Here is a 13555-nt window from a genome sequence, read left to right as displayed (position 1 = left end):
TACCTGCGTGAATGACGGCCCCCTGATCGTCCAGAGCGACAAGACCATCCTCCTGGAAGTGGACCACGAGCAGGCGACGGAGGCCCGGCACGCCATCGCGGCCTTCGCCGAACTGGAGCGCGCACCCGAGCACATGCACAGCTACCGGCTCACGCCGCTGGGGCTTTGGAACGCCCGGGCCGCTGGGCTCGACGCCGAAAAGGTGCTGGATACGCTGCTCACCTATTCCCGGTTCCCCGTGCCGCACTCGCTGCTGATCGACGTCGAGGAAACGATGTCCCGGTACGGCCGGTTGCGGCTGGAGAAGGACCCGCAGCACGGGCTGGTCATGCGCACCAGCGACTACCCGGTGCTGGAGGAGGTCAGCAGGGCCAAGAAGATCCAGCCGCTGCTGGGCCCGCGCATCGACGCCGAGACAGTGGTGGTCCATTCGTCCCAGCGCGGCCAGCTGAAGCAGCTGCTGCTGAAGATCGGCTGGCCGGCGGAGGACCTGGCGGGCTACGTCGACGGGACGCCGCACCCCATCATGCTCGACGAGTCGGGCTGGACGCTGCGGCCGTACCAGCGGCTGGCCTCGGAGAACTTCTGGGCCGGCGGCAGCGGCGTCGTCGTGCTTCCCTGCGGTGCGGGCAAGACCCTTGTGGGCGCCGCGGCGATGGCCACCAGCTCCACCACCACGCTGATCCTCGTCACCAACACCGTCTCGGCACGGCAGTGGAAGGACGAGCTGCTCCGGCGGACCTCGCTGACGGAGGATGAGATCGGCGAGTACTCGGGCGCCGTCAAGGAAGTCCGCCCGGTGACCATCGCTACGTACCAGGTCCTCACCACCAAGCGAGGCGGCCTGTACCCGCACCTTGAGCTCGTCGACGGCCACGACTGGGGCCTGATCATCTATGACGAGGTCCACCTGCTGCCCGCGCCGATCTTCCGGATGACGGCGGACCTGCAGGCGCGTCGACGGCTCGGCCTGACGGCGACGCTGGTGCGTGAAGACGGCCGGGAGGGGGAGGTTTTCAGCCTCATCGGCCCCAAGCGCTATGACGCGCCGTGGAAGGACATCGAGGCCCAGGGCTACATCGCCCCCGCGGACTGTGTGGAGGTCCGTGTGGATCTTCCCAAGGACGAGCGCGTGGCCTACGCCATGGCCGAGGACGCGGACAAGTACCGGCTGTGCGCCACGTCCGAGACCAAGACCCTCGTGGCCGAACAGCTGGTGGCGCACCACCGGGGCGAGCAGGTCCTCGTGATCGGGCAGTACATCGACCAGCTCGACGATCTCGGTGAGCGGCTGGACGCCCCGGTCATCAAGGGCGAAACCTCGGTCAAGGTCCGCCAGAAGCTCTTTGACGCCTTCCGCGCCGGGGAGATCCAGACCCTTGTGGTGTCCAAGGTGGCCAACTTTTCCATCGACCTGCCCGAGGCGTCGGTAGCCATCCAGGTCTCCGGCTCCTTCGGTTCGCGCCAGGAGGAGGCCCAGCGGCTCGGGCGGCTGCTGCGGCCCAAGCAGGACGGGCGCGCGGCGCGGTTCTACTCCCTCGTTGCCCGGGACACCCTGGACCAGGATTTTGCGGCCAAGCGCCAGCGCTTCCTCGCCGAGCAGGGCTACGCCTACCGCATCATGGACGCCAAGGACGTCGAATCCTGCTGACCCAACCAACACACAACATTCATCCAGAAAACTCCCAGATTCTGGGAGCATCATGGGAATATGAAAAAGAACAGCGCCGAAGCGAAGCTCCTCGTGGTTGATGACGAACCGAACATCCGCGAGCTGCTCTCCACGTCATTGCGCTTCGCCGGCTTTGAAGTGGTGTCCGCGGGGAACGGGCGGGAGGCGCTCGCTGCCGTTGAGGCGCACGCACCCGACCTCGCGGTGCTGGACGTCATGCTTCCGGACATGGACGGCTTCACCGTCACCCGCCGGCTGCGTGCCGCAGGCAAGCATTTCCCTGTCCTCTTCCTGACCGCCAAGGATGACACCGAGGACAAGGTCACCGGACTGACGGTGGGCGGGGACGACTACGTCACCAAGCCCTTCAGCCTCGATGAGGTGGTGGCCCGCATCCGTGCCGTGCTCCGCAGGACGCAGCCGATGCTGGAGGATGACGAGGCCGTCATCCGGGTGGACGACCTGGAACTCGACGACGACGCCCACGAAGTGCGGCGCGGCGGCAAGGTGATCGAGCTGTCCCCCACCGAATTCAAGCTGCTCCGTTACCTGATGCTCAACCCGAACCGCGTCCTGTCCAAGGCGCAGATCCTGGACCACGTCTGGGAATACGACTTCAACGGCGACGCCTCCATCGTCGAGTCCTACATTTCCTACCTGCGGCGCAAGGTGGACATCGATCCCGACGCCCCGGCCCTCATCCAGACCAAGCGCGGTGTCGGCTACGTGCTGCGGACAGCAGAAAAGCGCTGACCTTGCTGGAGCGATGGAAGTCGGCGCTGGAGCGCTGGAAGTCCGCCAACCTCCGGTCCCAGCTGGTGGCCATCATGATGGCCCTCCTGCTCGTGGCCCTGGTGGTGACCGGGGCCGGCACCCTGACACTGCTGCGCGGCTATCTTGAGGGCCAGGTGGACGGCAAACTGAAGGCCGCCGTCGCATCCATCCAGGAACAACGGTCCTTCAGCCAGCTCATCGTGCCTAACCCCGTCGTTCCCACGGATTACTCCGTGGTGGTGTACTACCCGGGCGCCCAGGGCCGGCGGCTTGGCGGCACGGAGATCCACCGCCCCGCCATCGATACCATTTCCGTGGAGGAGGCCCGCGATCGTGGGCTGGAGCCGTACCAGGTCCGCGGCAAGGACGGGGCGAACTGGCGGGTGGTTGCCGTCAGCATCGTGGACAGCAACCAGCAAAGGTCAGTACTGGTCATCGGGCTGCCGCTTTCGTCAGTGGATGAGGTACTGCGCCATGCCACCCTGGTTGTGGTGGGCGCGGGGCTGTTGGCCCTTATCCTGGCTTTCTTCATCGCCAACTGGACAGTGACCCGCTCCTTCCGGCCGCTGGCCAGGGTGGAAAAGACCGCCGCGGCCATCGCCGCCGGTGACCTGTCCCGCCGCGTCGACGTGGAGAATCCGACGACGGAGGTCGGCCGCCTGGGCCAGTCATTGAACGCCATGCTCGCCCACATCGAGGCAGCGTTCGCGGCACGGATGGCCTCCGAGGACCGGATGCGCCGGTTCGCCGCAGACGCCTCGCACGAGCTGCGCACGCCCCTCGTCACCATTCGGGGCTACTCGGAGCTGTACCGGCACGGTGCATTGCAGTCCTCCGAGGACGTGGCCAACGCCATGGGCCGGATCGAAAGTGAAGCCAAACGGATGGGGTCCATGGTGGAGGACCTGCTGCTGCTGGCACGCCTCGATGAGCAGCGTCCGCTGCAGCGCAAGCCCATCGACCTGCAGCTGCTCGCCCACGACGCCGTGGTTGACACGCAGGCCAGTGCAAGGACGCGAGCCATCACCCTGACGGGCCTCCGCAGCGGAAGCGCCGAGCCGGCACCGGTGCTGGGCGATGAGGCGAAGCTCCGCCAGGTCGTCGGCAATCTGGTGGGCAACGCGCTGCGCTACACGCCGGAGGGAACACCCATCGAAGTCGCGGTGGGCGTCCGGCAGGGCGACGCCGGTTCAGCCCGGGCGGTCCTCGAGGTCCGGGACCATGGGCCCGGAATCTCCGACGCCGAAGCCACCAAGGTCTTCGAGCGCTTCTACCGGGCGGATACCTCCCGTACCCGGGATACGGGCGGCAGCGGCCTTGGCCTGGCGATCGTGGCCGCCATTGTCGGCTCGCACGGCGGCTCCGTCCGGGTGGAAGGTACCGACGGCGGCGGCGCAACACTCGTGGTCAGCCTCCCGCTCCGGGAGGACTCCCCCGACGAGGACAGCACCGAAGCGGACAGCATCGGGACGTTCTCCGACAGTATGGCCGGACACGGCGCTGCCGGCGGGAAGCGGGTCACCGGCGGGAACCGTTTATCCACATAGCGGAGCCCGCTGTGGCACCGCCTGCCGACGGGTTCCTAGGCTCGATGTAGCGGACCGGAATGGCCGGTCCGCCAGCCATTGCGACTGTCCTGCCGGGGCAGTCCCTCAAGATGTGGAGAGGCCCGTCATGAGCATCATTTCCGTCGATACCGACCTACTGCAGGTGAAATCAGCCAACGTCAAGGCGACCGTTGACCGGATCAGCGCCGACGTCCAGGCGATGAAGCATGGGCTGGATGAACTGCAGGCCACGTGGCGCGGCTCGGCTGCCACCAACTTCCAGGCGCTCGTTGCCGAGTGGACACTGACCCAAGGCAAGGTCGAGGCCTCCCTCGCCTCCATCAACCTGGCCTTGTCGTCGGCTGCGGACACCTATGCGCAGGCGGAACACGGCAACGCGCAGCGCTTCAGCTGACGCCCACGGTCAGTAACCCGCGGCCGGGCTCAGGCTTCAGGGCGACTCAGGTTTGGGGGCAACTCAGGCTTCAGGCGTGCCCTGGTGGAACCGCAGGCGCCATTGTTCGCCGTCAAGGACCCATAGGGAGCTCCGCAGCGCTGAGCCGGCGCGGGAGTAGCTGCGGTAGGTCAGCAGGACCGTGTCCGTGCCGATCCGGTCGGCGCTGAGCACGTCCAGGTCGACGGGGCCGGCCGGGCTTTCCTCGAGGGACATCATCATGGCGTCACGGGTCCAGAGGCGTCCGGCCGTGCCGATTTCCGTGAAGTCAGGGTGCAGGAGCTGACCCGTCCGCCCGATGTCGCTGCGGACATCCGGGCGGAGGAGCTCGCGTTCCAGGGCCTCGACCGCTTCCTCCGGCGTGGCGCCCTCCGGGGCTTCCGCGAACGCATCGGCGCCCAGTTCGCTGAAGAGATCAGGCTCGTCGGATCCGAAGAGCGCCGGGGTTTCGGGCTCGGGGCGGACCCTGGTGCCGGTTTCTGCCCGGGCGGTTGCGCCAGCTTCTGCCCCGGCGGGAGAGCCTGCCGCACGGCGGGCCGGTGTTTCGGATTCAAACAGCGAAGGGATACCCCCCTCGCCGCGGCCCTCCTTGACGGCCCGCCGGCCCGCTGCCGGTTCAGCGTTGGGGAACCCCGGACCTGAGCGGGCGGCAACGCCCTGCTGGTAGGCAATTGCCACGGCCCTGGCGCGCTCGTCGGCGGCTTCGTTCAGCTCGTGCCCCGCGTGGCCCTTGACCCATTCGAACCTGTACTTCCGCCCGGCGAGCTCCCGGTCGATGTCCTTGAGGATGTCCACGTTCAGCACTGGCTTGCCGTCCGCCTTGCGCCACCCTTTGCGCTTCCATCCCGGCATCCACTTCGTCACGGAGTTGATCACGTACTGGCTGTCGCAAAGTATGTGCAGGTCCTCGTCCGGGAGGTGTGCCGTGGAGCGGAAGAGGTCCAGGACGGCCATCAGCTCACCTTGGTTGTTGGTTCCGTGCGGCCATCCGCCGGCCCGCCAGCAGTCGTCGTTCACGTACCAGGCCCACCCCGCGGGACCCGGGTTTCCCAATGCCGAACCGTCGGCTGCTGCAGTAATCGTCACCGAACCATCCTGCCAGACTGCACGGACAAAAATGCGCAGACAAAAAAGTGCGGCCCCCTCGGTGGAGGGGGCCGCACTCGTGAGCCAGCTGGGAGCAGCGGGAGGCTAGAAGCCGCCCATGCCGCCCATCTCGTCGCCGCCGCCCATGGCCGGAGCGTTCTTCTCCGGCTTGTCGGCTACGACGGCCTCGGTGGTGAGGAACAGGCCGGCAATGGAAGCCGCGTTCTGCAGGGCAGAGCGGGTCACCTTGACGGGGTCGTTGATGCCAGCAGCCAGCAGGTCGACGTACTCGCCGGTTGCTGCGTTCAGGCCGTGGCCTGCGGGCAGGCCGCGGACCTTGTCGACCACAACGCCGGGCTCGAGGCCTGCGTTGAAGGCGATCTGCTTCAGCGGGGCGTCGATGGCAACGCGGACGATGTTCGCACCGGTTGCTTCGTCGCCGGTCAGGTTCAGGTTGGCGAATGCCTTGAGACCTGCCTGGATCAGGGCCACGCCACCGCCGGCGACGATGCCCTCTTCAACAGCAGCCTTCGCGTTGCGGACGGCGTCCTCGATGCGGTGCTTGCGTTCCTTGAGCTCAACCTCGGTTGCGGCACCGGCCTTGATGACTGCAACGCCGCCGGCCAGCTTGGCCAGGCGTTCCTGCAGCTTCTCGCGGTCGTAGTCCGAGTCGGAGTTTTCGATCTCGGCGCGGATCTGGGAAACGCGGCCGGCAATCTGGTCGGCGTCGCCTGCACCTTCGACGATGGTGGTCTCGTCCTTGGTCACGACAACCTTGCGTGCCTTGCCCAGGAGCTCGAGGCCGGCGGTCTCAAGCTTGAGGCCGACTTCCTCGGCGATGACCTGGCCGCCGGTGAGGATGGCGATGTCGGCCAGCTGCGCCTTGCGGCGGTCACCGAAGCCCGGAGCCTTGACGGCGACGGACTTGAAGGTGCCGCGGATCTTGTTGACGATCAGGGTGGCCAGGGCCTCGCCCTCGATGTCTTCGGCGATGATCAGCAGCGGCTTGCTGGACTGCATGACCTTCTCGAGGACAGCAACCAGTTCCTTGACGTTGGAGATCTTGGAGTTGACGATCAGGATGTACGGGTCCTCGAGGACCGTTTCCTGGCGCTCGGTGTCCGTGACGAAGTAAGCGGAGATGTAGCCCTTGTCGAAGCGCATGCCTTCGGTGAGCTCCAGCTCAAGGCCGAAGGTGTTGGACTCCTCGACCGTGATGACGCCTTCCTTGCCCACCTTGTCCAGGGCTTCGGCGATCAGGGCGCCGATTTCGTCGTCACCGGCGGAGATGGAAGCCGTGGCTGCGATCTCTTCCTTGGTTTCGATTTCCTTGGCGGAGTTCAGCAGTTCGGCGGTGACGGCTTCAACGGCCTTCTCGATGCCGCGCTTGAGGGACAGCGGGTCAGCGCCGGCCGCGACGTTGCGCAGGCCTTCCTTGACCAGTGCCTGGGCCAGGACGGTGGCCGTGGTGGTGCCGTCGCCAGCGACGTCATCCGTCTTCTTGGCAACTTCCTTGACCAGCTCGGCGCCGATCTTCTCGTAGGGATCGTCCAGCTCGATCTCCTTGGCGATGGAAACACCATCGTTGGTGATCGTGGGGGCGCCCCACTTCTTTTCGAGGACGACGTTGCGGCCACGCGGGCCGAGGGTGACCTTGACGGCGTCGGCGAGGATGTTCAGGCCCCGCTCAAGACCGCGGCGTGCCTCTTCATCAAATGCAATGATCTTGGCCATAACGGCAGTAGTCCTTTCGGGACAGTCGTTAAGAGGGAACCTCGCTGCGGTGCCCGCGACGGACGATCCTTTCCGCAGGCCTCTGTACGCCCACAGTCCGGATCTCACCCCAACCAGGTGTTTCTTTCGCTCCTTGTGCCGCCGCCGGGGTAGTGCCGGCGTGAACCGGACGACCCTTTAGCAGTCGGCACGCTGGAGTGCTAATCAATAATTAGCACTCCCCCGGGGAGAGTGCAAGCAGATGAGCGTGTTTATCCCGTGAACGGGCGGACTATTCGCTGCCAGCGATCAGCCGGCAGACCTGCCGGCGGCCTCGCTGCCCGTGATCTTGGCCTTGTTGTCGGCTCCGTAGGTGAACACCATGTATTTTGCGGCCGTAACGTCCCCGTTCGCATCGAAGCGGACGGGTCCTGATTCGCCGTCGTAGTCAATGGCCTTTCCCTCCCGGATGGCGGCAAGGCAGTCCTTGTACGTCGAGCAGACGGCCCGCTGGCCGGACGGCGCGGCGGAGGCCCGACTGCCGGAAGTGCCGCCGGAGACGGAGATGAGCGTACCGGCGATGGAGGCACCGGCGTCGTCCTCTGCCGCAGCGGCGGCCAGGGCCGCGAGGTTCACGGCATCATAGGTCTCGGCGGCAAACGTCGTGTCCTTGAGTCCCGCATCGATGGCCACGAGTTCAGCCTGGAAGTGCGCCGACGTGAAGACGCCGGGCACCAGGGCGCGCGTTCCCTCCAGTGACTTCGATCCGAGGGCGGAGCCGTACTGCCTGAAGGCTCCGTCGCCCAGGATGAGTTTGTTGCCCGGCAGTCCGGCGTTGGTGAGCTCGGCGATGGCGCCCTGCGCACCGTCCCGAGCAAGGACGACGACGGCGTCCGGCGCCGCGTCACGGGCGGCAGCCGCGGACTTCTGCGCCTCGCCCGCCTTGAACCCGGAGACGGTGACGGGGTCCAGCCCGCCGGCTTTGGCGGAAGCGGACACTGCTGCAGACACAGCCTGGCCGTAGCTGCCGTCCTCGTAGACCACCGCGAGGCTCTTGGCTCCGGCGTCCCTGGCGAGTTTCACCAGGACGGGAGCCTGTGCGATGTCAGCCGCGGCCGTGCGGAAGTAGTAGCCGCCGCTCTTGTAACTGCTGAGTTCGGGTGCCGTGTTGGCGGGAGAAATGAGCGTGATCCTGGCTTTGGACAGCACGTCGATGGCGGCCGGCGCCCGGCTGGAATCGGTGGGTCCGATCACGACATCCGCCTTGGCCTCGGCGAGTTTCCGGGCCTGCGCGGCGGTGTCGCCGCCGGTGGTTTCGGGCAGCAGCTCGACGGGCCTGCCCTTGTGCCCGCCCGCCGCGTTGATTTCCTGGACGGCGAGCTTGGCGGCGGCCAGTTGGGCGGCGTTCAGGAAGGCCTGGGGTCCGGTGTTGTCGAGGATCAGCCCGATCCGCAGGGTTCCGTCGCCGCTGGCTTCAACCGGAGCCGTCCGGGCGTTGTCCCCCGATCCGGAGCAGGCACCCAGCGTCAGCACGACGGCGGCGCCCCAGACGGCAGAAACCCTGAGACCTGCGCGGCATGCCACTAGACGGGCCGGACCTTTTCGGCCTGCGGACCTTTTTCGCCTTCGCCCACTTCCAGCTCCACGCGCTGGCCCTCGTCCAGCGCCCGGAACCCGTCTGTCTGAATCGCCGACCAGTGCACGAAAACGTCGTCCCCTGAATCGTCAACGGTGATGAAGCCGTAGCCCTTTTCCGCGTTGAACCACTTCACGGTTCCCAATGCCATGATCCCCACACTTTCAGGTTGCTTCCCTAAGGCCCACGTCGATGTGTGCCGTGAATGACGCCTTGAAGCCTGCCATCACTCTATCGAGTCAGGCCCTTGGAGGCGCAGGCCAGCGGCCCGGAGGGGAGGCAATAGTTATTCAGGCGTAACCGGGATGGCTACTCGTAGCCGGGGCCCAGCACCACCGCAACGGGCGTGGGGAAGTCCGCACTCTCCACCAGCGTGGGGATGTTCAGCAGAGCACTGAGCGCCTCGGCGTTTGCCCTGTGCGCAGCGTCCGAGTAGAAGATCACCGACTGCTGCTGGGGAGCACCCTGCCAGTTGGCCACCTCACCGAGCACCCAGCCGTCGGACTTAACTGTGGCGCCTACCCGTCCGGCCAGTCCGGAGGTTAGCGTTCCGTTGAAAATGGCGACAGGCTGCGACTTGTCCACCGCAGCAGGGGCAATGGTTTCCGAAGTGGCGGGCTCAAGCGCGGAGGGCGAAGCGGGTTGGGAGGCGGACGCCGAGGGGGTGGCGCTGGGCGTCGCACGTGCAGAGGGCGTCGTCGTGGGGCTGGCCGGCGCCGTTGACGTGTCGGCCGCCGCGGCGGGCGGCGGCGTGAGCGCGGGCTGGAACCCCAGCTGCGGCAGCAGGAGGAAAGCAACCAGGCCGACGGCGAGCGCCGCGATTCCCACGGAAAGGATCGGCCACAACTTCGGGCGCGACGGCGCGGAGGCAGCGCGGTGTACGCCCTGCCGGGAGGAGACCTCAGGCACCCTGTCGAATTCGTCCCGAGCAAAATTAGTCATGGTGAAGAGGCGTCCTTGTTGGTTTTCGCCGGCAGTCCGGCACTAGCAGTTACGCGTCAGATCCAAGGCGGCGTGCAGTGCGGGCCCGCTGACGTGACGTACGTAGTCTACGCAATCTCTTCACGAGCATGGGGTCGTGGGCCAGCGCGTGCTCTGTATCAATCAGTGCGTTGAGGATCTGATAGTAGTGCGTCGCGGACAGGTCGAAGAGCTCCCGGATGGCCTGTTCCTTGGCGCCGGCGTACTTCCACCACTGCCGTTCCAGGGCGAGAATCTGCTGCTCCCGCTCGCTCAGCGGCGAGTCCCTGAGCTTGAAGTCGTCCAGCAGCGAGCCGCTCCGCAGCCCGTGCTCCAGCGCTGAATCCCGCTCCGCGAGGTGGTCCTGCAACGGCTCGGCCACTGCGCTCTCCTTAGCTGAATCCGGTCAAAGTACCTCCCCTATGTTACGGAGGAATAACAGCGTTGTCATTTGCGCCGCGGCGACACCCACGGCCCGTTCCACCGACAGGGGCGGCGGGCTTCGGACGGCGGTGCGGGAGAATGGACACCGTGACGGAACCTGAACCGCTCTTCGACCTCGAACCTGCACAGGCGGCCGGCCCGGACTTTGCGGAGCTTGCCGGGCTGCCGTTCGATGAGCTCATGGCACCCGACTGGGCTGCCGCCCTGGCCGGGGTGGAGGCCGAGCTGAGGTCGGTGCTGACGTTCCTCGCAGCCGAGTCGGCGGCCGGGCACCGGGTGCTGCCGTCTGCGTCGAACGTCCTCCGGGCCTTCCAGCAGCCGTTGGACGGGGTGCGGGTCCTGATCGTGGGCCAGGATCCCTACCCCACCCCAGGACATGCCGTGGGGCTCGCCTTTTCCGTGGACGCCGGCACCCGGCCCATCCCGCGCAGCCTGGCAAACATCTACAAGGAGCTTGCCTCGGACCTGGGCCTGCCGCCGCGGATCCACGGTGACCTCGGAGCCTGGGCGGACCAGGGCGTACTGCTGCTGAACCGGGTGCTGAGCGTGCGTGAGGGCGCCGCCGGGTCACACCGCGGCAAGGGCTGGGAAACGATCACGACGGCGGCAGTGACCGCCGTCGTCGGCCGCCGGACAGCGGAGGGAATCACCGCGCCGCTCGTGGCTGTGCTTTGGGGCAAGGACGCCGAGGGTGTCCGCCCCCTCCTGGGCAGCACCCCCGTGGTGGCCAGCGCCCACCCCAGCCCGCTGTCCGCCTCGCGGGGGTTCTTCGGCTCGCGGCCGTTCAGCCGCGCCAACGCCCTGCTGACGGAGCAGGGCGGCGGGCCTGTGGACTGGGAACTCCCGGCCGTCCCTCCTCAGCTCCGGCCAAGGAGCTTAGGCTAGGCTTACCTGCATGACTTCCCTTCCGGCCACCACCAGCGCCACCAAAAAATCCCGCCCGCAGGTCACCCTGGCTGTTCTTCGGCGGGAGCAGCTTTCCGCGCACATGGTGCGGATCGTCGCGGGCGGCGCGGGGTTCGCCGATTATGTCAACAACGACTTCGTGGACCGGTACGTCAAGATCGTCTTTCCGCAGCCCGGAGTGGACTACCCCCAGCCTTTGGATCTTTGGGCCATCCGGGAAACGATGCCGCGGGAGCAGTGGCCGCACACCCGGACCTACACGGTCCGCTGGGTGGATATGGCGGCCGGCGAACTGGCCATTGATTTCGTCGTCCACGGAGACGAAGGCCTCGCCGGTCCGTGGGCTGCCACAGCCCAGCCTGGCGACAGCCTCATTTTTACCGGCCCCGGAGGCGGCTACAACCCCGATCCGGCCGCCGACTGGTACCTGCTGGCAGGGGACGAGGCCGCGTTGCCGGCAGTGGCGGCCGTCATAGAATCCCTTCCCGAGCACGCCCGAGGCGTGGCCTTTCTCGAAGTTGATTCTGACGCGGACGTCCAGGAGATTGCCGCCCCGGCCGGGCTCGAGGTGGTCTGGCTGCAGCGCGGCGACGCTCCCGCCGGCGAGGGTGACCTGCTGGTGGAGGCGGTGCGCAGTGCCGCCTGGCTCGACGGCCGGGTGGATGTTTTTGCGCACGGCGAGCGTGGCTACATGAAGGGCCTGCGGGAGGTGCTGTTCCGCGAGCGCGGCCTCGACCGTAGCCAGGTTTCGCTGTCCGGCTACTGGGCCAAGGGCCGCGTCGAGGACGTCTTCCAGGCCGAGAAGAAGCTGCCGATAGGCAAGATCTAACCCGGCAAGATCTAACGCCGGGAAGATCCAGCAGGGCCTAGCGGCGGCGCGACCGCCGCCGCTCGTTGCTGGCGAGGCTGCGGGTGAGCGGCCTGGCCAGCGTGTCGCCAAGAACAATGCCGCCGGCAACGCCGAACACAATCGCCCCGGCGCTGAGCATCCCGCCGGCCCCGAGCAGGATCTCGGATTCCTCGATGGTCAGGACGTACATGGACCGGAAAATGGTCAGGCCGGGCAGGAGAATCAGACCCGCCGGCACGGCGACCACCAGCTGCGGGGCGCCCATCTTCAGCGCCACCACGCGGGCCAGCAGGCCGATCACGACGGCGGCCAGCGCAGGCGAGAACCGCGGGCCAATGCTCAGCGCCTCGCCGCCTATCAGGGCCAGGTGCCCCACCACACCGACGGCCGCCGTCGGAAGAAGCAGCTTCCAGTCCGTCTGTTCCGTGACGCCGATTGCCACAACCGCGATGGCCACCAAAATCACCTGGACCCAGAGCGGGTACGCGGGCGGGAAGGTCTCCGTAACGCTGATCGGCTCCATGCCGATCCTGTCCCCCACCACGAACGCGACGGCGATCCCGGCCACCACCGCGCCGAACGTCAGCAGAGTGGACAGGAAGCGGCCCGCCGCCGTGACGGGGAAGCCGTTGATGGCATCCTGGACCGAGGACACGAGCCGCCCGGTGGGAAGCAGCAGCAGGATTCCGCCCACCACCACAATGGCTGGCGCCAGCCGGATCCCCACAGGACTGCCGAACCTCCACATCAGCAGCGCGATGACCGTCACCACAAAGGAACAGGCCGCCGTGATGAAGAAGTCAGGCGTCCGCCAGCGGCCCAGCTTCCTGGCCACCAGGCTGATGAGCAAGTTTGAGGCGAACGCCACGGCCGAGGCGCCTGGACCGCCGCCAATGACGGCGACGAACACGGCCGCGAACACCGCGAACGCCACCGTCACCATCCAGCGCGGGAACGGCTTGGGGCGTCGGACGATCTCGTCGAGCCGGCGCACGGCCTCGTCCCGGCCGACGCCTCCGGCAACGATATCGGTGACCAGCTGGTGGACCTGGGCAAGCCCCGCATAGTTGTTCGTCCAGGAACGGACCACCCGCAGGAGGGTGATGGGCGTCTGGTCCTTGGCCGCGTAATTGATGCCCACCGACTGGTTGGTGATGTCCACCTCGATGTTTTTCAACCCCAGCGCAGCCGTCACGGCAATGATGCTTGTTTCGACCTCGAGGGCGCCGGCACCGTACCGGAACATGGACTCGGCAAGGTGCAGCGCAAAGTCCATCGTCTTGCGGGCGGACTCATCGATCCCGCTCACCTGGATCATGGGGTTGGCGTAGGGGCTCCCGGCGAGCCGGTCCACGATGCTCAGTGGCGCCGTCGGCGGATTTTCCCCCTGCACCAGGCGTCGCAGCATGCGCTTGGCCGCCGCGTTCTGGTGCAGCTGCGAGGCGGTGAGCGGCTCCGTCTTGGGCAGCCCTTCGGTGGGCGGCCGGTTGGAGCCACGGGGTGGTTTGGTCAT

13 protein-coding genes are annotated in these 13555 nt (G+C 67.0%); 6 read left to right on the top strand and 7 right to left on the bottom strand.

Annotation, left to right across the window (positions count from 1 at the left end; genetic code table 11):
• Positions 1-7 precede the first annotated feature (7 nt).
• From CXZ05_RS14100 to CXZ05_RS14085, 4 genes are all read left to right on the top strand, one after another.
• Positions 8-1651, top strand: coding sequence for a DNA repair helicase XPB (locus CXZ05_RS14100; RefSeq protein ID WP_102973177.1), 1644 nt, complete (start codon positions 8-10; stop codon positions 1649-1651).
• 60 nt (positions 1652-1711) lie between these two features.
• Positions 1712-2425: a response regulator transcription factor gene (locus tag CXZ05_RS14095; protein ID WP_043419482.1), complete on the top strand. Its 714-nt coding sequence runs from the start codon at positions 1712-1714 to the stop codon at positions 2423-2425.
• A gap of 74 nt (positions 2426-2499) precedes the next feature.
• Positions 2500-3993 carry a cell wall metabolism sensor histidine kinase WalK gene (locus CXZ05_RS14090; RefSeq protein ID WP_102973253.1) on the top strand — a complete coding sequence of 498 codons (1494 nt, stop codon included), beginning with the start codon at positions 2500-2502 and terminating at the stop codon, positions 3991-3993.
• 127 nt (positions 3994-4120) lie between these two features.
• Positions 4121-4408, top strand: coding sequence for a WXG100 family type VII secretion target (locus CXZ05_RS14085; protein WP_102973176.1), 288 nt, complete (start codon positions 4121-4123; stop codon positions 4406-4408).
• A gap of 63 nt (positions 4409-4471) precedes the next feature.
• Here the strand turns inward: CXZ05_RS14085 and CXZ05_RS14080 are convergent, their stop codons facing one another.
• From CXZ05_RS14080 to CXZ05_RS14055, 6 genes are all read right to left on the bottom strand, one after another.
• The gene (locus CXZ05_RS14080; RefSeq protein WP_102973175.1) at positions 4472-5533 is read right to left on the bottom strand and encodes a ribonuclease HI family protein; all 1062 of its coding nucleotides are present in this window, start codon (positions 5531-5533) and stop codon (positions 4472-4474) included.
• Positions 5534-5638: 105 nt separating this feature from the next.
• A complete protein-coding gene (groL, locus tag CXZ05_RS14075; protein WP_102973174.1) occupies positions 5639-7267 on the bottom strand; it encodes a chaperonin GroEL in 1629 nt (542 codons plus the stop codon).
• 288 nt (positions 7268-7555) lie between these two features.
• Positions 7556-8830, bottom strand: a complete 1275-nt coding sequence (locus tag CXZ05_RS14070) for an ABC transporter substrate-binding protein (RefSeq protein ID WP_102973173.1) — start codon at positions 8828-8830, stop codon at positions 7556-7558.
• Complete coding sequence (locus CXZ05_RS14065) at positions 8830-9033, bottom strand: cold-shock protein (RefSeq protein ID WP_146033096.1); 204 nt, start codon at positions 9031-9033, stop codon at positions 8830-8832. The genes CXZ05_RS14070 and CXZ05_RS14065 overlap by 1 nt, the downstream gene beginning before the upstream one ends.
• A gap of 158 nt (positions 9034-9191) precedes the next feature.
• On the bottom strand, positions 9192-9824 hold the full coding sequence (locus CXZ05_RS14060; RefSeq protein ID WP_102973171.1) for a LytR C-terminal domain-containing protein: 633 nt from the start codon (positions 9822-9824) through the stop codon (positions 9192-9194).
• Positions 9825-9873: 49 nt separating this feature from the next.
• On the bottom strand, positions 9874-10224 hold the full coding sequence (locus CXZ05_RS14055) for a DUF3263 domain-containing protein (protein ID WP_102973170.1): 351 nt from the start codon (positions 10222-10224) through the stop codon (positions 9874-9876).
• 140 nt (positions 10225-10364) lie between these two features.
• Here CXZ05_RS14055 and CXZ05_RS14050 point away from each other — a divergent pair, with 140 nt between their 5' ends.
• Both CXZ05_RS14050 and CXZ05_RS14045 read left to right on the top strand, forming a co-directional pair.
• Positions 10365-11171 (top strand): uracil-DNA glycosylase, encoded by an 807-nt coding sequence (locus CXZ05_RS14050; RefSeq protein WP_102973169.1) that lies wholly within the window; start codon positions 10365-10367, stop codon positions 11169-11171.
• Positions 11172-11181: 10 nt separating this feature from the next.
• A complete protein-coding gene (locus CXZ05_RS14045) occupies positions 11182-12021 on the top strand; it encodes a siderophore-interacting protein (protein ID WP_102973168.1) in 840 nt (279 codons plus the stop codon).
• Between the two features lie 37 nt (positions 12022-12058).
• Here CXZ05_RS14045 and CXZ05_RS14040 read toward each other — a convergent pair whose 3' ends face one another.
• Positions 12059-13555: a threonine/serine exporter ThrE family protein gene (locus CXZ05_RS14040; RefSeq protein WP_102973167.1), complete on the bottom strand. Its 1497-nt coding sequence runs from the start codon at positions 13553-13555 to the stop codon at positions 12059-12061.

The sequence above is a fragment of the Arthrobacter sp. AFG20 genome (assembly GCF_002892795.1).
Taxonomy (GTDB): Bacteria; Actinomycetota; Actinomycetes; order Actinomycetales; family Micrococcaceae; genus Arthrobacter.
This window is presented reverse-complemented; position numbering and strand designations above follow the sequence as displayed.

What these genes read in the sequence shown, in the direction of transcription:
- groL (WP_102973174.1), bottom strand. Translation starts at nt 7,267, where the DNA reads ATGGCCAAGATCATTGCATTTGATGAAGAGGCACGCCGCGGTCTTGAG.
- CXZ05_RS14065 (WP_146033096.1), bottom strand. Translation starts at nt 9,033, where the DNA reads ATGGCATTGGGAACCGTGAAGTGGTTCAACGCGGAAAAGGGCTACGGC.
- CXZ05_RS14045 (WP_102973168.1), top strand. Translation starts at nt 11,182, where the DNA reads ATGACTTCCCTTCCGGCCACCACCAGCGCCACCAAAAAATCCCGCCCG.
- CXZ05_RS14085 (WP_102973176.1), top strand. Translation starts at nt 4,121, where the DNA reads ATGAGCATCATTTCCGTCGATACCGACCTACTGCAGGTGAAATCAGCC.
- CXZ05_RS14040 (WP_102973167.1), bottom strand. Translation starts at nt 13,555, where the DNA reads ATGACCAAACCACCCCGTGGCTCCAACCGGCCGCCCACCGAAGGGCTG.
- CXZ05_RS14060 (WP_102973171.1), bottom strand. Translation starts at nt 9,824, where the DNA reads ATGACTAATTTTGCTCGGGACGAATTCGACAGGGTGCCTGAGGTCTCC.
- CXZ05_RS14095 (WP_043419482.1), top strand. Translation starts at nt 1,712, where the DNA reads ATGAAAAAGAACAGCGCCGAAGCGAAGCTCCTCGTGGTTGATGACGAA.
- CXZ05_RS14050 (WP_102973169.1), top strand. Translation starts at nt 10,365, where the DNA reads ATGGACACCGTGACGGAACCTGAACCGCTCTTCGACCTCGAACCTGCA.
- CXZ05_RS14090 (WP_102973253.1), top strand. Translation starts at nt 2,500, where the DNA reads ATGATGGCCCTCCTGCTCGTGGCCCTGGTGGTGACCGGGGCCGGCACC.